Source organism: Acinetobacter sp. GW821-FHT01E09, from assembly GCF_059422385.1.
The window spans coordinates 1,878,027-1,896,517 of sequence record NZ_JBWKWU010000001.1; the positions used below are offsets into that span (position 1 = coordinate 1,878,027).

An 18,491-nucleotide genomic window follows, 5' to 3' on the forward strand; every position below is an offset into this window, starting at 1 on the left:
GCTTGTCATCTTATTAAAAAATGAATAATATTCTCAGCACTTCAGGTGTATAGCTCAGTTGGTTAGAGCGCTACGTTGACATCGTAGAGGTCTCCAGTTCGAGTCTGGATATACCTACCAAAATATTAAATTTGTATGTCGATGTATTACGATATATGAGTTAAAAAGCTCTAAATATTATGTATTTAGAGCTTTTTTATTGCTTTGTATAACGTTATATGAATACGTATAGCGCTTCTGAATTTGTATCATCTAATGTATCATGTAAATAAATCTAACTCATGATACATATTTTTAATGAAAAGAGCAGCAATCAAGAAAAGACCATTATCAGATACAGTCCTAGCAAATCTCGAACCAGAAGAAAAAGATTATAGAGAACGTGATACAGGACCACTTTATTTCCTAGTACAAAAAACTAGCAAAAAATCTTGGCAATTGCGATATAAAAATGAAAAAGGGACGTGGTCTTGGAAAGGGTTAGGTGCATATCCAAGTGTGAGTGGAGCGACAGCAAGGCGTAAAGCGAATGAACTATCTATCAAAATAGCAAATGGTGAGATTCTAGAAACACGTAAACAAGTCAAGAATAAGCAACAAGAAATTGCTCAAAGGAAGTTTAATGTTTTAATGAATGAGTGGCTAGACACTAAAAAAACATCTTGGGGTGAGGAAACATTTGATAAAGCGAAAAAGTCGATTAATCGACATATCATTCCCAAATTTGGTGAACGAGATTTTACTGAAATTACACCTAAAGAGTGGTTTGACTTTTTTCAAGGCCTACAGCGTGGCTTGAATATCCATACTCAAGTTGAGAAGTTAACTTCTTATTGCCGTAATGCTTATGACTGGGCGAAGTTCCAAGCAAAAATAAATTTTAATCCAATCGAGGGCATGACTAAGCATTTGGATAAAAAAGTTGGCGGTAATATGAAGTTCGTTGAAATAGATGAATTTCCAAGATTAATCACAGATATTCGTACTCATCATCAACGTAAATTAGCGATTGGTTTAGAGTTAATGGCTTTATTATTTCCACGCCCTGTAGAGTTACGTTTTGCAACTTGGAATCAATTTGATTTTGATAAAGCAATTTGGGTTAAACCTGCTGAAATTATGAAAAAGGGAATCGTCCATGGTGTACCTTTGCCTAAACAGGCAATTACATTGTTAGAGGAATTAAAAGACTATAGAACTGAATCAGATTTGTTGTTTGCTGGGAGAAATAGCCTAAGTGAACCTATCTCTGATAATACATTTAATATGGCTTTGAATCGTATCGGGTACAAAGGTCGTCAAAATCCGCATGGTTTCAGGCATATTGCAAGTACAGCATTAAACAATAAATTTAGTGATAAAGAGCAAGTTGTTGAAGCATGTTTAGCCCATATGAAAAAAGGTGTAAAAGGAGCTTATGATAAAGGATCGCATTTTGAAGAACGTGTTGGGATGATGCAATGGTGGGCTGATTATATTGATGACCTAACTGAAAAATTCGTAAGTTAAGGAATTTTCAAAAGTGTCTGCATTATTTATCCAACAATTATTTGATGCTCCACTCGATATCATTGGAGATATACATGGCGAAATTGCAGCACTTCAAGATCTTTTACAAGTCCTAGGCTATGATGACAATGGAAATCATCCTGAAAATAGAAAACTAATATTCGTTGGTGATCTATGTGATCGGGGACTAGACAGTGTTGCTGTTATTCTTCTTGTTAAGCAATTGGTCGAAAGTGGCAATGCACAATGCGTATTAGGTAACCATGAATTAAATTTGCTAATCAATTCAAGACGTGAAGGGAATGGTTGGTTTTTTGGTTCACCACATGAAGATGATGACAAAACTTTTATTTTTAAGAAAGCATCTTTGGAAGATAAAAAAGTGATTTCTGAGTTTTTAAGTACTTTGCCACTTGCTCTGGAATCAAAGAAACTTAGAGTTGTACATGCATGTTGGGATAAGAAGTCTATTGAAAGCTTAAAGCAAATTCATTTGGGGTCAATTAAACACACTTATAGACACTTTGTAGAAAAAAATAAAAAAAATATGGAAATATCTGGTATTTGGATGAAAGCAGAACAAGAAGAATTTAAATATGATCTTCAACTGAATGACGTTTGTGCGAAAGTACCTATTTTGAAATATTTAGCTCAGAGAGATCTTTTTGAGCAAATGAATAATCCAATTAAAGTACTTACTTCAGGTGCGGAAACGTTAGCAGAACAAGTATTTTATGCTGGTGGAAAATGGAGAATGGTTGATCGACTTCCTTGGTGGGATTACTACGAAGATGATATTCCAGTAGTAATTGGCCACTATTGGCGAAACTTTAACACAACAGAAAAGAAGACAGGCTTCTTTAAGCATATAGATTCTCTGCAATGGTTCGGTCTAAAGCAGAATGTTTTTTGCGTAGATTATTCCGTAGGTAAAAGATATTTAGATCGGCAACATAATAGAATTTTTTCTAACAAGTTGGTTGCCTTACGGCTACCAGAAAATCTTCTTTTACTAGATGATGGCACCATATTAAAATTAAAAAAAATATTTGAATGAATTTTTGATTAAAAAAACAACTAAAAAGCACAATAGTTCTTTTTTAGAGTTCTATTGTGCTTATCAAGTTATCTTAAAAATAAAAAAACTTTTATGAGTGAATTAAGAATTATGCAAGTAAATTTACATGCGGTTCATGAATTTTGTTAGTAAATAGAATAATAGAAAATATTAATAACTTTCTCTCTTATTAAGTCAATTTATAGAAATTTGACAAATGATTTACATGCCATTATTATACGCCACCTCGGAGTGATAGAGTAATTAATTGTATTTTTAGTAAAGTTGTATCTATATAATTTTTAAAAAATAAAGTATATAAATTTCTTTAATTATCTATATTAATAGTACATTTGTTTCATAATGAAATAATAAAAAAGTATAAGTTAAATTTTAAATAAAATTTTTTAATAATTTCTATCACAAAATATAAACTAATTTAAATAGAGAGAATATTTTATGAATAAAAACAAATTTGAAATTGATCGTCTTACGATAAAAATTGATGTTAATCATAAACCAGAAAAAGTATCATCATGCTTGCAAATTTATAGTGACAAAGAACATAGTTTTGAAAGTTCTAATATTTCTTATCAAGCAAAGAAAATAATTTCTAAATTTGATAGTGTTATTACAGTTCAATCATGTTGTACAAAAGAAACATCTAATACAAGCTTAAAGCTCACTGGAAATTTATATAAATTTCTATATGGACATAATGTGACAGGTAGCCAAAATCTAATTGATCTAATCTTGCAAGTTGTTGATCAATTGAAAGAGATGAACTTAATTCAACCAACAGAAGAACAGTTAGAAAATATTCGATTTGGTCGTTTCAGAATTTTTAATATTGATATTAAAAGAGATCTAATTTTTAACAGTAAACAAAATGCTTTAGAGTACTTAAATCATCTCAAGAAATATGCAACGTACTCATATAAAGAAAAAACAATATTTGAGAATGGAATCTATTTTGGTCTATGTTCAAAGCGATGGCATATCTGTAATTATTATAAGGGCCGTGAACTCGAAGTAAATTCAAAAAAAACTAAGACTAGTGCTGAACTAAAAGCATTAGCAGATTTAATGATTCGTCAAGAGATAAGAATTCAATCAAAGCAATTAGCTACATGGGACTTGCGCTTTGGTTACCAATGGCTTGATTTAAATAATATTGAGAATTTCTTTAACAAGATACTTGAGAAAATATATATACCAGAAATCATTCTTAAAGATTCAAAAAATAATATTTGCGATAAGAGTGATCGAAAGTTCTATAATTGTGTTATCAACGGCGACCATAAAGAAGTTTACTCAAGAGCAACTATTAGTAGAAAAAGAAGAATTTTCTTAGATAAATATAATATTGATATCAATAATATATAAGTTTAGAGTTTGAAAATGAGAAAATTAAGATTAACAAAAAAAGAAGTTTGCTATATGCTTTCAATTAAAGCTGATAAGTTAAGAAAACTAATAATAGAAGATGAGACTTTCCCACGCCCGATTAAAGATGGCCAGAATAGACAATCACCAGTTTATTTCGATTTAAATGCAATTGAAGCTTGGTGGCAAAGTAGACTAGAAAACTCATTAAATAATTACGTATAAAATAAAGAAGTAAGATTTTCTAGAATCTTGCTTCTTTATATAATTTTTTAATTCTATCACTATAAATCAATAATTTTACTTATCTTTATATTTATCTGATAAAGCAATTATCATGTCTCTAATAATTTTTTTATGAGATGCTGAAAGCTTGACATAAGCTTCAAATATTTCTTTATCTTTGTATCCTAATTCCTGCTGCCATATAAGATCTCGTTGCTCAATTGCTTTTTGAATATCTTTTTCAAAAACCAATTCTTCTAACGGTACTTCTAGCCATCTTGCTAATGCAAGCAATTTGTCCCCTGAGGGAATCGCTTCCCCGATGAGCCATTTACGGACGCCGTGCAAAGTCATAGGTTTACCAGAGTAATTCATGTTGAACTCTCTTTCCAAGATAGACGCCTTTGCTTCGTAACCTTTTGATTGCATAGCTATAGTTAAGCGTTTTGCAAATAAGGTTTTTTCATCATCATTTTCCATCTCCTCAAAATAATCAGGTTAACTGATAGTTGCGTAACTATTGAATGTAGTTACGTAAAAATGTACACTTTAGTTACGTTTTCAAGATTTTACTGAAATTGATAATCGGGGGTCAAATGATTAAAAATAGTCCACTATTTATACAGAAGATAATAGTACTTACTTTATTTTCTTTACTATTTTCTTTACTTATATCAATATTTGATATGATTTATTTAGAAAAAACCTTAAAACAAGAATCACTTTTTATAATATTGATGGCTGATATTTTTGTTGGTCTCATATTTTTTTCTTTAATTTATTTTTTATCTAAAAGAAGTAACATAGCAAGAATTATTCTTATTGTTCTAATTTTCTTAGGAATATTAGCATATCTATTTATATTGTTATTTGAAAATTACTCTATATTTCAAGGTTTACTATATTTATTTTCTATAATTTTGGATGTTTATACTTTAATTCTATTGTTTGGTAGTGATTCTAATAGCTTTATTAAGTCTGGCTATATGAAAAATGAAGCTGATGGGAGCTTTAAGGCATGGTTTTCTACGTTATCAAGCATACTTCTTATTATGATTATTGGAGCAAAATTTTTAAATCAGTATGAATTTAAAAAGCAACGACATATAGAAAATAAAATGCAATCAGAAGATATGTCTATTGAAAATCAGATAGAGAGTCTTTCAGCAAAAATTGATGATGTTAAGGCTCATGGTTCAGAATGGGAAAATAGTCCAGATTTTCGAGATGAGGGGATAGGGGAAGAAAGTTATGATGATACTGTTAATACAATCAGTCAAATGGGTGAGGGGCAACCAATTGCTGTAAGGTTTAGTATTAATGATTTTAACACCTCATTATATGAAAAAGCGGCATACAACATTATTGTACAAGGCCTGACTAATGGAGAAATCACTGTATACGATGTGGTCTTAAATAGAGGAAATAAATGCGGTCTTGCTAAATATGCTAGAGAAATGCAAATTCCTGCAACATTAAAATTTGGAGAATATGTTGAATTATCAATAGGCACTTGTGATGCTCAAATGGTTCAAGAAATAGAAGTCAAAACAAATTTTGGCAGCTATATGTTTAAACCTCAAATTTAATTTTAACAAAGCTGTTTGATTTTTAAATATTCAAAATAAGGATGAGTAAGATGAAAAAAGTTTTTTTACTGGCATTGATTTCATTGGTCTGGGGTAGTTCTACTTTTGCTAATAAAGAAGCACTGCGCCCAGCAAATGGCGAACAGCCAACTTATTGTGAGCAAATAGTTTCTCTTCATGGTTTATTGAGTAGGGCTCAACTCCAATGTGGTTATAGTCAATATAATCAGGAACTCATTGATGACTCTAGCAAATGCTTTGAACATGAATTGGGGGGTAAGCGTGGAACTGAAGTATTAAAGTTCGGTATGAGAGAATTTGATAGGAATGAATCTAAGCAAGGTCGTAAGGCTATCTGTGCTGATTTGTTAAAATCTTTTCCAGAATATGTTCGCAAATAATTCCAAAATTAGGCTTAATATGCGTGAAATAAAACCCGATCTGACAGTTAAGGATAGTTGATAAAACTGTCAGCTTAGGTTTGAGCTAGTACATATTACATTGTAAGTGTACACGTCTCATTTGCTTTTAATACTTCTTAGCCCTTTAAAACTCTATAAACAGTAGCTACACCACATCCTACAACTTTAGCTATTTCTTCTTTGGTTAAACCTTTATTGTTTAACTCTTTAACTCTAGCATGTTTAGCAAGGTCAGCTTTTTTTCCAGTAGGTTTGTATCCGCTTCTTTCTAACCCTTGTTTAATTCGTTCTCTACGTTTGTCATTGTCTAATCGAGCCATAGTCGCCAATAAATCTATGAGCATATTGTTTACTAGATTTAGGATTGAGCTTGTAATAGTGTCTGTTGAACTGATAAGCATGTGTGTAGTCGGTAGATCAGCAACTACTAGCTTTAATCCTTTCTCTTTTATACGCCCCTTCAACACATCAAAGTCAGCTTGAGAGAGTCTAGATAAGCGATCTACGCTTTCAACTAACAACGTATCACCGTTCCCTGACTCATCTAATAGCCGATTTAAAATAGGTCTATCTAACTTTGTACCTGATTCATTCTCTATATATTCGTTTGCATCACCTTTAATAATAGTTTTAGCAAACTCTCTTAAATCATCTAATGCTCTTTCAGCATCTTGATCTTTGGTACTAGCACGGACGTAAATTCTAGTAGTCAATTTATTATTTAGCCTTATTTTATTAAGTACTATGATAATACTATCTTTTAATTTATATTTAAAGTCTAATGATAGATATATTGAGATTTAATTTTATTATTTTTTAGGTATAGTTATTTGATAAATTATATAGGTAAAATTTAGTAAATCTATAATTAAGCCTAATCATTTATTTCATAAGAAACTGTATTTAATGAGCAAAGAAATGAGCCTAGATATAAAGAAACAAAGTAATCCTTTCTCAACCGGAGGTGGGGGCGTAAATTTTGAGACTAGGGTTCAAGCATCATTTGCTATTGCACTATTTACGCAATCTTGTATCCCTTGCTTATCTCAAAATATGAGAGCTAAAGAATTAAAATTTCAAAATAAATATGATGGTTCTCATATAGATGATTTTGTTTTGAGTGCATCAAATAATTTTGGCAATTCGAGTAAGTTGTATGCTCAAATAAAACATGAAATATCAGTAAGTGAAGCTGAAGATTCAATGTTCACTGAAGTAATGATCAGCGCATGGTATGATTATAAAAACAAAAGTTTCAATCGAGAAAATGATTCTATCGCATTGATTACAGGGCCACTTTCTCAACATGACATTAACAATACGCTGCCTATATTAGAGTGGGCTAGATATTCCTCAAATTCCATAGATTTCATCAAGAAAATTACGACTAAAGGCTTTACTAGTAAAGCAAAGATAAATAGATTAAATATTTTTAGAGTCCAATTATCACGTGCAAATCAAGGAAAGCCTATTTCGGATGAAGAGTTATGGAGCTTTTTACGAATTTTTCATATTGTATCTTTTGACTTGGATACTAAATATTCCGTAGTTGCCCATTTATTGTGCTCTCTAATTCAATGTTATTGTGATGAACCACCATCACTTGTTTTATCTAAAGTTATTACATGTGTTCAGGAGTTTAATCAGAATGCAGGGATTTTAACTTATGAAAATATGCCGAGTGAAGTTAGTGAGTTATTTACGGTTAAAAGTAAAGTTAACTTTGAAGCAGACTTTTTAAAGTTTCAAGAACGTGGAAATCATATCTTTAGAGGTATTTCAAATACAATTCAAGGATTTCATGTTAATAGAGTGGAGTGTTTAGCTAAAATTTCAGAATCTTTTGAGGAAAGTAATTTTCTATTTGTAACAGGTGCTAGAGGTTCTGGAAAGTCGGGTATCGTAAAAGATTTTATTTCAAGCAAAGCTAAAGATGTCCCAGTTTTTTATCTACGAGCCGAAGATTTAGATTGTAGTCATCTTAATGATGTTTTCTCATCTATAGGTATGCAATCAAACTTAAGCCAAATAGGAGGGTACTTTTCTTTACTGTCTGAGAAAATTCTCGTTATAGAGTCTATTGAAAAAGTTTTAGAACTTGATCATCAAAATGCATTCATTGACTTACTTCAATTTATTCAACAGCAGGCAGGTTGGACTATCATTGCAACAGGACGTGATTATGCATTTCAACAACTTTCCTTTAACTTTCTGCAACCGAACGGAATCAAATTTAGTAGCGTAAATATCAAGGGTTTTTCTGAAGAACAATTGCAACAAGTTTGTGAACATATTCCTGAGCTTAAGGCACTAACTTCAAATGACGAATTAGGAAATATTCTTAGGATACCCTTTTTTATTGAAATAGCCGTCCGAGCGATTAGTAATGGAGCACAATTCCAAACAGGTGATACGGAAATTGAGTTTAAAAAGACTATCTGGTCTTCAGTTATAGCTAAAGAGCAAGATCGCAAATCTGGTATGCCTGTAAAACGCAGAAAAACATTTATTGAAATTGCTACACAGCGAGCAAAAAAAATGGTGTTTGGTATCTCAGCAGATCCATTTGATCCAGAAGTAATATCTAAATTAGAAGAAGATAACCTAATTTATCGAGATCAAACAAACTCAACTATTAGCTTACCACATGATGTTTTGGAAGATTGGGCATTAGAGGAGTTTATTGAAGATCAATATAAAAATAACTTGGATAATGTGACGCATTTTTTATCAGCTATCGGAAATGAGCCTGCCATAAGTAGAGCATTTAGACTATGGTTATATTGTCGATTAAAATTTGATACATCTGCTTGTGATATTGTTGAGAATATATTAAGTGCTGATGATATTGAGAGCTTTTGGAAAGATGAAACTATTGCAGCGATTTTACAGCATGATACCCCTGAGATATTTTTAGAATTAATGAGAAACGATCTTCTTAAAGATGATTGTGCATTATTAATTCGTTTTTGTTTTATTTTAAGAATCACTTGTCAAAGACCCAATTCTCGCTTTAGTAATTCACTGAAACTAGATAAAAAATCTGGGATAATCCAGACCTTGTTTTTAATACCATATGGTAAAAGTTGGGGGGCACTATTTAATTTTATCTATGAGTCTAGAAGTAATTTAAGTAAATCTACTTTGAATCATATTGTTGAGTTAATAGATGATTGGTGTGCGGTCATAAGTATTTATGATGATTTACCAGAAGAATCTAGAGTCGTTGGATTATTAGCTCTTTGGTTATTAGAGCCTTTAAAAGATGCCTATCGAAATGAAGACAGCCGAAAAAAAATTCTTGGTGTTTTACTTAAAGTATTACCAACAATCGAACCTGAATTCGACCAATTAATGGCACAAGATGTTTTTGTATCAAAAAATAATCCTCGAAGATTGAGCTATGTAGATCAGTTAACGAGTATGGCTTTGATTGGAGTCCATGTGCCGATGTTATGTAAATGTCTTCCAGATTTTATAATAAAACTAGCAATGCATGAATGGGTATTCGAGCAAAGAAAAGAAGACAGTCGATACCGAAATGAGAGTGTGAGGGGAGAAGAACGATATGGGTTAGATGAAAATCATGATTTTTTCGCACCAAGTGGGGCAAAAGGACCATTTGCATATTTATTAAAATATCACCCCAGAAAAGGTCTGGATTTTATTGTTAATCTATGTAATTTTTCAACTGAAAAATACAAGGAATTTAATCTAAAATCAGGTTCCAAAATATATTCAGAAACATTAGTTTTAAAAGATGGTACAACTGTTGACCAGTTTGTTACTACAGAGTTTTGGTCAGGATATAGGGGGCATTCAGGTATACCTTATGTATTGCAATGTGCTTTGATGGCTTTAGAAAATTGGCTAGTGGATTACATCAATAATATTGGTGGAGAACATAAAGTTGATTGGATTTATGATTATTTGTTAAAAAATAGCAACTCAGTACTGATTACTTCAGTGCTCGCATCCATTGCTGTAGGATTTCCAGATAAAGTAAGGAAGGCGGTATTTCCTATATTGAATAATGCAGAGTTGTATTCTCTTGACTTAGCTCGTGTTGTTAGTGAAATGGGTGGCGACCAGCCTCACTGGTTCAATGCTTATGATAATGATGTCATGACTAGTGTATATATTGAGGAAAGAAAAGAGTCTGCACTTAGACCTTGGAGAAAAGATACTATAGAGACGTTATTAACTAGGCTTCAGTTTTCTGATCTAAGGGAGGATGTTCTTCAAATAGTAGACAACTTGAAAAATAAGGCGTCTGTTAGCAATAAAAGACCCCTCAAATATCTTGTTAATAGAGTAGATACAAGAACATGGGTGGCTATTGATGATAAGGAAAATGATCGGATATTATTTCAGAATTCATCTGAATTACCTGAAGACTTAAAACAACACCAACAAGAATTCGATCAAAAGCATAAATTTGATAGTTCTATAATCGGGCTACATTTATGGGCAAGAGAACTGTTTGAAAAGAAACAATTTAAACAAGAGTATTTTGCTTCATATAAAGATGCTTTAGAAGCCGCCAAGCAATTATTGTTTGATTTACAAGCCAATAAAGTATCAGACTACTTACAATTGGCAGTTGAAGCCATTAAGACTGTAGCAGCAGTTTGTATCCGAGATAGTATTGATAGCTTAACAGTAATAGATATTGAATGGTGCTTTGAGATCATTGTAGATTCAGTCTTGGAAGCAGCAGATACTCCAGAGATAGGTTTTAGATATAACCAAATACACTTTGGTAATGGTGCATGTGCTTTTATTCTGCCAAAGCTTTTCGAATTAGAGCTAGAACCAGAGCAATTGAGCAATTTACACTTTGCTTTAGCCGCTACGTTAACGCATGCCAATCATAATATTTCTGCTTTAGGTGCTAAGGGTGTAAGAGATTATCTGTGGTCAATAGATGGTAACCTTGCAGCCAAATGTTTAAATGGAGTGATTGAGTACGCCAAATTTCGAGAGACACAAAAAGTGAGTACTAGATTTCACTATTTGAAAGATAAAAATCTTGAAGATGCTCAGAAGCAATGGTGGCTGAAGCTGAAAGACTTTCGCCAGCAATTAATTGAAGGAGCTTTTAATTATTCTGTTGATGATATTACTTTAGAAAGTCACGCAGCGTGGTTGCTACATCTACCTATGTTAATAATTCCTCTTAATCCAACAGATTGCCAGCAAATTGATTTAGTTAAAAAATTAGTAAAATTTATCTTTGACTCTGAATATAGTAATTACCATACGAATGATGCAGAAAAAATCCACCATGATATAAAAAGGCAAATGCAAGACTGCTTTGTTGAACAAATAATATACTCGAAAAAACATAGCTTTATGCCATTCAAAGAACTAATGATTTCTGGATGTTCAAGGGCACCGAGCTTTATTTATTCTGTAAAATTATCATTTGATGTGGCAGCAGAAAATGACAATGATTTTGATGCAATATGGTCTCTATGGAAGATACTGGAACCTGAATTACATAAAATTGCATTAAATGATGTTAATGAGCGGTATAGAGGATTACAAAGCGACTTAAATAAACTCTTACGTGGTGAGTTATATGCAGATACACCTTGGCAAGGTCATGAAAGTGATCGAAAATGTATGGAGCACGGTGCTGAACATCTATTAGCCTTTGCAAAGCAGTCTGCAAATAATAGTCATGTATTTGAAGCCTTATCCTCATTAATTTATAACTTTTATGATCTATTTTTTGATAGGGGTATTCAGATTTTAGCAGATAAAGTTACTAAAAATTCTGATTTAATAGCAAAACAACGGAATACGGCATTTTATTTGGAGATGTCTATTGGACGGTATTTACAGGTGGAAAACAGAGGAATGTTAAGCCAAAAGATGTACCGAATTTGTCTTGTTCTGTTAAATGGAATTATTGAAACGGGTTCTGCTAGAGCTTACTATTTACGTGAACACTTAATCCGCTCTAGAAAAATTGTGTCTTAAAACTTAAAAATAGTTGAAACTTTTTATAGTTTGAAGATACTTTCTTTCCTGTGACCTGACAAAAAATAATTAGGCAAGTTACTTATTTTGATTGTCAGGACATAGAAAATTGATGGAATAATGAAAAAATATTTAATCATATCTAGCCGTATATTAAGTACTTAATGAATCGGCTAGTATATTTTATTTTGTATCATTGTATGTATCATTTTGCGGAGTGTTTTATTAAATTGTTTACAATCAACACTTTGCTATTTTGTTTGGTATTGGATATACCTACCAAGATTTTTAAAGACTTATAAGCAATTCAAAAGCTTATAGGTCTTTTTTTTGCTTTTGTTGCATCTCTATTATTCGTGAATTCAGAAAAATTGCAGAAACTGGCGGTATATTCAACATGTTTGCGATAAGTTAGCAACAAAATAAAAATACAAAGACTTAGACAATGTGGCAATTTTTGGCGTCTTCAAGTCAAGTACAAACATCTTCGTGATGCTGGAACAGGAGATACCTTAGAAGAGTGTATTATTGTTAGGACTCATAGCATACACGTGCGACTTTAAATCAGGTTCTACTGTATTGAATTTAATACGGATTAAAATCTATTCACGTTATTGATATATTACTCAATAATCTTTCCAGCTTAGCTTAAATTTATCTTAAATATAGAAAGAAACATTTACATTTAATCATTAAATTACATTTTTAAAAAAATCATAATAAAAAAAAGAAATAAAAATGAGTTATAGTCTAAATGATTTTAAATTGCAGGAATCACACTATTGAGTATTCATGAAATAGTACTTCAAGATGATAAATTTCATTTACATAAACTTGTCAAAGTTAAAGATAGTATTTATGACCCAGTTAAAAAAGATCAATCTACTTTATGGTTTTGGATTTACTCAGACACATCTGAATTTTTTTACTTTGAATTATGGGATGAGCTTGATCATGCAAGAATAAATGAAAATATTAATTATAAAAATTGTAACTTTAAAGTAGTTAGTATTAATAATAACAATAAAATGAATTACTCATAAAACTTACTTATATTACAGATAAATAATTTTCATAATAATTTAAAACATGTACCTAAGGTAAAAACGATTTAACTTTATCTATCTAGGGGTAGTAAAAATATATCTCTATAGGTATAGGAAATTAAAAGTGAAAACTTAACAAGCGGCCATCAATAGATTAATCCATTCATTAACTCGATTTGGTTTCTATTGTCGCTGGAAAACTTGTTACGCTTTTTAAATTAGTAAAAGCATCTATATCTGGTGAATCAGAGCAACTGGGTGCGAGTCAATCGGTCAAACTTTAAAAGAGAGGGTCCATAACCCTCTCTTTTGATATTTAAAGAAAAGAGGAGATTCCTCGCTGATTTAAACCGACCTTTTTACGCACTCGAGTTTGCTTTTCTTTCAAAAGCTCATTTAATAAGCTATTTAAATGAGCATTATTGAGGGCTGCTGGCGTAAATGAGTCATAGCCAAGCTGATTAAAAAATAAATCAACTTTTGAGCACTTTTGTACGTATTTCATTGACCAGTTTTTAAAACTAATTTTGTCAATATTCATGATTTCAAATTCAATAATGCTATTGTGCCTAGCGTCATTTTTTATACTTTGAAATAACGCTTGAACTATAGACCTTTCACCTTCAAGACATTGAAAAAAATGATTATTAGCATAGTATAGAACACCAAAAATTTTATTTTTTCCATTGAAATCACGCGCAGTATTTAAGATAGCATTTAAATCTTCAATAAGGTCATTGGCTAATTCATTTCGAGTACTCGCATAGCACAATCGAATTAGCATACATCTTTCCTCAATTTGCGTAGATTCGTATAAAAAATCTTATTCATTGATATCAAAATTATATGCCTCAATAGCGTATTCACCCGCTAAAAGGTCGATAAAAGAAGGGATCGTCTCACTAGAAAGAAGAAATGGGTTGAAATCATCACGATGATTTTCTAGGAAAAAGTCACCAAGTCTTTTATTGACAGGGGCAAATTTCATATTCCAATGCTTAAACAAACCTATGTCGCATTTTTCGTAATATAAAATCTCACAGTTTTGATGACGTTGATCTTTTAAAATTTGATTATAGAACAGATCATCAACTTTACTTTTATGTCCTTCAAGACATTGAACAAAATATCCATGTCCATAGTAAAGAACGCCTGTGATTTCATTGCGAGAGTTGAAATCAACAGCTGTGTTAAGAATTTCTATCAAATCATTCTTAAGATCTGGATGAGTACTCGTAGCTTTACTTGCATATAAAACTCTTACAAATTCCATTAGAAGGCTTCCACGATAAATAATTACTTCGAACTAGTGCTAACGCTTTAATTTTATTAATAAGCTTTATGTATTCACATAGAAAGATTAGTAACGATGACTACAATACATTGATAATTAATCAAAAGCTAACAAATCGTACCAATGGGTCGAAACATGAAATGTAAAGTTTTTTAACACTGTTTGAGTGTTTTGTTACTTTACAAAGTAAATTTAGCCTATAGTTAAAATTAAATATTTGAAAATAATAGATTTAATAAATATATTTTTAATTTCGTGTGGTTAAAAAACATACAAATGTACGAAATTTCTCACAATCATGTAAGCCATGGATTATATCGCTAAATTTCATATTATTTATACTGCCTAGATACACCACAAGTGCTCATCATTATTATAAATCTGAATATTAATTTAAGGTGATTGTCGCTAACGCTTAAATTAAAATAATTCGTTATAAAAATGATGTGTTGAATAAAAGTGTTGTGTATTGGGGGAGTCTTCCCCCTTAGTCGGACAACTAAGGGGGGAGCATTTTTATAAATATGAAATGATAGAGGATGAAATGCAAATTTTAAAAAATATTGTTATTTTTATTGTCTCTGTTTTAAGTATTTCATTGCTTATTATTATTTTTGATCAATTGGGGATGAATAAAAAACTCAACTTGTTTTTATCAGCTTTACTATATGGTGTATTCATTACAATTTATTTGAAAAAGGTATTCCTAAGTCTATCTTTCTTCTTAGGATTCTATAGCCTTTTATTCATGATAAGTTACTCGGTTGAAGTCATCGTCATGCTTTTTATTTCTTGCTCTGTTTTATTGATTATAAAAATGATTATGCCGAAATTAAAGGATACACGTGTTGATCGATTTTTTATTCTTAATAAGTTATATAAAAAGTAATTTTTAATGTTTTTTTTATTTTTATCTTGAATTATAAGTTTATCTTAATTGGTGAGTTTAAGTGTTAATGTGGTTTTGAGTTGTAAATATTATAAACTAGAATATTTTAATCACATAAAATAACACTTGAATTAAAATATTAATTTATAGTGTTATTTTAAATCAAAATATATTTTAGGGAGTAATATAGTATGTTTCGTTGGGCGATTATCTTTGCTGTAATAGCACTTATAGCGAGTCTTTTAGGATTTGGTGGTGTAGCAGGTCTTTCAAAAGATTTTGCAGTTATTCTATTGGTTGTAGCTGTTATCCTTACTGTGATTGGTTTTATTTCTCGTGGAAAGGTATAGTCACTCTAAACCATCTAACGATAGAATTTAATCATTCTATCGTTAGATATAATGAATTTGAAAATACTTAAATCATTTAAATAAATTTGAACTGAGAACATTATGAAAAATATTAACTATGATTTTGTTTTAGAACAAATTTATAATTTTTTACTTTTAAGACCTGACTTTAATAGTAAAACAAATTTTGAGAAGATCGCTGAATATTTCAGAGCTTTAAATGAGGGCACAGATGATGAGTTCAATTTTGAGAAACCAAACAAAATCTCGGGTAAATTTGGCAGTAAAAAAAATATAGTAATAGTCAACGCACCTGAAATAAATAATAAAAATAAATTTTTGGAATGGGTTGATCGGCAAATAAATCTATAAGATTTTTTTGATTAAGGGTATTTATATGCATCATAGACATAAGCGAAAAAAAGCAGCATTGATTTCAGAATGGTCAACTGATCAAGACTGCTATTTGATTGAAAATAGTTCATTACCTATTGAAATATTAAAAGATTCTTTATCATTCTCTGAAGAAGAAATACTTGAGAGAAAGATGCAGTTAGGATTAGTTCGCCAGCAACGACAAATGATGAGAAGCAGTTGAATCAAATATTCTAAGCTTCTCAATTCATTTTTATAATTTTAGCCTTAATTTAATCGGTCTAAAGTGACTAAGAGTTATCTCATAGAGTAACTTAACTAATCAAAACTACATCCTGAATATAAGATGCTACACTTATGGTAGTTTTTAAAGATGCAAAAATTTAGGGCTGTGTGTTTAGCTACTCGAAGTGAATAATCATAACGTTTTTCTGTTTCTTGACCACCTTTAATAGGTGGAAGCTAAGGTAACTCAGCCATCTTAGTAAGTATATTTTAAAATAAGGCATAAACTTTATTCAAGTGAAAGCCAGTTACTAAAATCATTATACTTAGAATAAATGCCTATACATGAGAGCTATTAAAAAGTGACATTGTTTACATGATTTTGACAGAAAATAAACTTAACTAATAATTCAAAATGGAATTATATAGGTGATAATGGATTATCAATCTTAATCTATAAATTGTTAATTATTTCATGTGTAAATTATTTATAAAATTTTAAACATTATAAGTTTTAAGTTTAATGGTTTATAAAACGATTTGATTAAGATTTTTGAATTATCTTAAATAAGTGAGGAACGATTATGAAGATTGCTTTAATTGGTGCAACAGGTATGGCGGGTTCACGTATTTTAGAAGAGCTTGTTTCACGTGGTCATTACGTTAAAGCCATCGCACGTAATACACATAAAGTACCAGATACAGAGCGTGTCTTATCTGTAGATGTGGACTTAAATGATCATGAAGCGCTTGTAGAAGCTCTAAAAGGGCAAGATGTTGTGATAAGTGCTGTTCCTTTTCATGGCTTAGATGCGAATGCATTGATTAACACAATTCGGGATTCTAAAGTTAAGCGTTATTTGGTTGTTGGTGGTGCTGGCGGATTGACTATTCCCAACAAAAATGTACGCTTATTGGATACAGATGACTTTCCTGCTGCGTATAAACCTGAAGCAGAAGCTGCTGTAAATTTCCTTGAAAAACTTAAACAAGTCGATGATATTGAATGGACTTTTATATCACCTTCGGCAGAGTTTGGTCCAGGAAAACGTACAGGAGAATTTCGTTTAGGCAAAGATGAACTTATAATTGGTAAAGACGGCAGTAAAATTTCAGCTGAAGATTTTGCAATAGCATTATCTGATGAAATTGAAAATAACAACCATATTAATCAACGTTTTACTGTTGGATACTAAGAAGAAGTGTATAAGAGCCCTCATGTGAGGGTTTTTTTCTATAAAAATTAAATTGATGATTTTAGCGTTTTCTAGACTTATTTGTACTTATAAGTATTTTTATTTTAAATATTTTGGTCATTGCTGTAGGTCATTTTATTTATCTATATTGAATAAATATAACTATATAGTTTAAATGAATTAAGGATTGCAAATTTTAAAGATTGTGTTTAAAAGTTGAATGGACAATACATGTAATACTTTTATGATGATAAAACAGTTAATTATGGTTAATAAGCTGTCTGAAAAGTCATTGTGGATTACATTAGTGGTCATAATTGATATAAATAAGACCAAAATTAAAATATAGAACTTGCTATTGATATATGGATTTGTCATGAAAAGCTCTTTTTTGAATTGTTATACTATAACACTTTTATGGATAGACTTATATGCTGGAAATGTTATGAAACAAAAAGTATTCATTTAAAAAACTTTGAAAAATGTCTATCAGTTTCTTAATTTAATCAGTAACTTTTATTTAAGTGTATATTCGTTATAAGAATTTTAAGATATTGTTATAATGGTCTCTAAATGAGTCTTGTATGAAAATAGATGAACGCATGATGATAAATGATTTATTGTCATTGGTTTTAAAATCACTATTCTGAGTTTTCTAAATATTAATTCATTTAAATCAACAACATTTTTAATTTTTTTGTCATTTGAAGATAAATTATTTTTCGCGTTTTATTCATCAAACTTAGATTAGGTTGTACTTAGATTAGGTCATACATGGACTGGCTCGTACTTGGATTAGTGCTGAGTAAAATGATATGAACAGTTGCAACCATTGTAGATATGACTTTTAGTTTTATACTTTAGACATCTGCATAAGTCCTTTTTAAGACCATAGATCAACATAAAATCCCCCTCATCCTAGCTTTCTCCCAAAGCGAGA

16 protein-coding genes and 1 tRNA gene are annotated in these 18,491 nt (G+C 30.8%); 13 read left to right on the forward strand and 4 right to left on the reverse strand.

Translation table 11 applies throughout. The annotated features are described in order from the left end of the window. Window positions 1-43: 43 nt before the first annotated feature. The 5 genes from AC07U8_RS08515 (at window position 44) to AC07U8_RS08535 (ending at window position 4,177) form a co-directional block, all read left to right on the forward strand. Window positions 44-120: transfer RNA gene (locus AC07U8_RS08515), tRNA-Val, on the forward strand. 177 nt (window positions 121-297) lie between these two features. Further along, window positions 298-1,509 carry a tyrosine-type recombinase/integrase gene (locus tag AC07U8_RS08520; protein ID WP_494737692.1) on the forward strand — a complete coding sequence of 404 codons (1,212 nt, stop codon included), beginning with the start codon at window positions 298-300 and terminating at the stop codon, window positions 1,507-1,509. Window positions 1,510-1,522: 13 nt separating this feature from the next. Beyond that, on the forward strand, window positions 1,523-2,566 hold the full coding sequence (locus tag AC07U8_RS08525) for a metallophosphoesterase (RefSeq protein WP_494737693.1): 1,044 nt from the start codon (window positions 1,523-1,525) through the stop codon (window positions 2,564-2,566). 459 nt (window positions 2,567-3,025) lie between these two features. Then, window positions 3,026-3,952 carry a phage/plasmid replication protein, II/X family gene (locus AC07U8_RS08530; protein WP_494737694.1) on the forward strand — a complete coding sequence of 309 codons (927 nt, stop codon included), beginning with the start codon at window positions 3,026-3,028 and terminating at the stop codon, window positions 3,950-3,952. Between the two features lie 15 nt (window positions 3,953-3,967). Then, window positions 3,968-4,177 carry a helix-turn-helix transcriptional regulator gene (locus AC07U8_RS08535; protein WP_199935116.1) on the forward strand — a complete coding sequence of 70 codons (210 nt, stop codon included), beginning with the start codon at window positions 3,968-3,970 and terminating at the stop codon, window positions 4,175-4,177. Between the two features lie 75 nt (window positions 4,178-4,252). On the opposite strand, the gene AC07U8_RS08540 is transcribed toward AC07U8_RS08535, so the two are convergent. Further along, entirely contained in the window at window positions 4,253-4,657 is a 405-nt protein-coding gene (locus AC07U8_RS08540) for an XRE family transcriptional regulator (RefSeq protein WP_494737695.1), read from the reverse strand. A gap of 116 nt (window positions 4,658-4,773) precedes the next feature. Between AC07U8_RS08540 and AC07U8_RS08545 the strand changes: the two genes are divergently transcribed. Next, on the forward strand, window positions 4,774-5,766 hold the full coding sequence (locus AC07U8_RS08545) for a hypothetical protein (protein ID WP_494737696.1): 993 nt from the start codon (window positions 4,774-4,776) through the stop codon (window positions 5,764-5,766). 50 nt (window positions 5,767-5,816) lie between these two features. Continuing rightward, entirely contained in the window at window positions 5,817-6,167 is a 351-nt protein-coding gene (locus AC07U8_RS08550; protein WP_494737697.1) for a hypothetical protein, read from the forward strand. A 137-nt stretch (window positions 6,168-6,304) separates the two neighbouring features. Here AC07U8_RS08550 and AC07U8_RS08555 read toward each other — a convergent pair whose 3' ends face one another. Beyond that, on the reverse strand, window positions 6,305-6,901 hold the full coding sequence (locus AC07U8_RS08555; RefSeq protein WP_494737698.1) for a recombinase family protein: 597 nt from the start codon (window positions 6,899-6,901) through the stop codon (window positions 6,305-6,307). 205 nt (window positions 6,902-7,106) lie between these two features. Here AC07U8_RS08555 and AC07U8_RS08560 point away from each other — a divergent pair, with 205 nt between their 5' ends. Then, window positions 7,107-12,176, forward strand: a complete 5,070-nt coding sequence (locus AC07U8_RS08560; protein WP_494737699.1) for a hypothetical protein — start codon at window positions 7,107-7,109, stop codon at window positions 12,174-12,176. 782 nt (window positions 12,177-12,958) lie between these two features. Beyond that, window positions 12,959-13,219, forward strand: coding sequence for a hypothetical protein (locus AC07U8_RS08565; protein WP_096733908.1), 261 nt, complete (start codon window positions 12,959-12,961; stop codon window positions 13,217-13,219). Between the two features lie 319 nt (window positions 13,220-13,538). On the opposite strand, the gene AC07U8_RS08570 is transcribed toward AC07U8_RS08565, so the two are convergent. Further along, complete coding sequence (locus tag AC07U8_RS08570; RefSeq protein ID WP_419261819.1) at window positions 13,539-14,006, reverse strand: BLUF domain-containing protein; 468 nt, start codon at window positions 14,004-14,006, stop codon at window positions 13,539-13,541. 39 nt (window positions 14,007-14,045) lie between these two features. Continuing rightward, the gene (locus AC07U8_RS08575) at window positions 14,046-14,495 is read right to left on the reverse strand and encodes a BLUF domain-containing protein (RefSeq protein ID WP_419261820.1); all 450 of its coding nucleotides are present in this window, start codon (window positions 14,493-14,495) and stop codon (window positions 14,046-14,048) included. A 1,101-nt stretch (window positions 14,496-15,596) separates the two neighbouring features. Between AC07U8_RS08575 and AC07U8_RS08580 the strand changes: the two genes are divergently transcribed. The 4 genes from AC07U8_RS08580 to AC07U8_RS08595 all read left to right on the forward strand — a co-directional run bounded on the left by AC07U8_RS08580 (window position 15,597) and on the right by AC07U8_RS08595 (window position 17,551). Further along, window positions 15,597-15,755: a DUF1328 domain-containing protein gene (locus AC07U8_RS08580; protein WP_004721227.1), complete on the forward strand. Its 159-nt coding sequence runs from the start codon at window positions 15,597-15,599 to the stop codon at window positions 15,753-15,755. A gap of 102 nt (window positions 15,756-15,857) precedes the next feature. Beyond that, the gene (locus AC07U8_RS08585; protein WP_004721225.1) at window positions 15,858-16,127 is read left to right on the forward strand and encodes a hypothetical protein; all 270 of its coding nucleotides are present in this window, start codon (window positions 15,858-15,860) and stop codon (window positions 16,125-16,127) included. Between the two features lie 25 nt (window positions 16,128-16,152). Next, complete coding sequence (locus AC07U8_RS08590; protein WP_004820756.1) at window positions 16,153-16,353, forward strand: hypothetical protein; 201 nt, start codon at window positions 16,153-16,155, stop codon at window positions 16,351-16,353. A gap of 586 nt (window positions 16,354-16,939) precedes the next feature. Continuing rightward, window positions 16,940-17,551 (forward strand): NAD(P)-dependent oxidoreductase, encoded by a 612-nt coding sequence (locus tag AC07U8_RS08595; protein WP_004820758.1) that lies wholly within the window; start codon window positions 16,940-16,942, stop codon window positions 17,549-17,551. Window positions 17,552-18,491 lie beyond the last annotated feature (940 nt).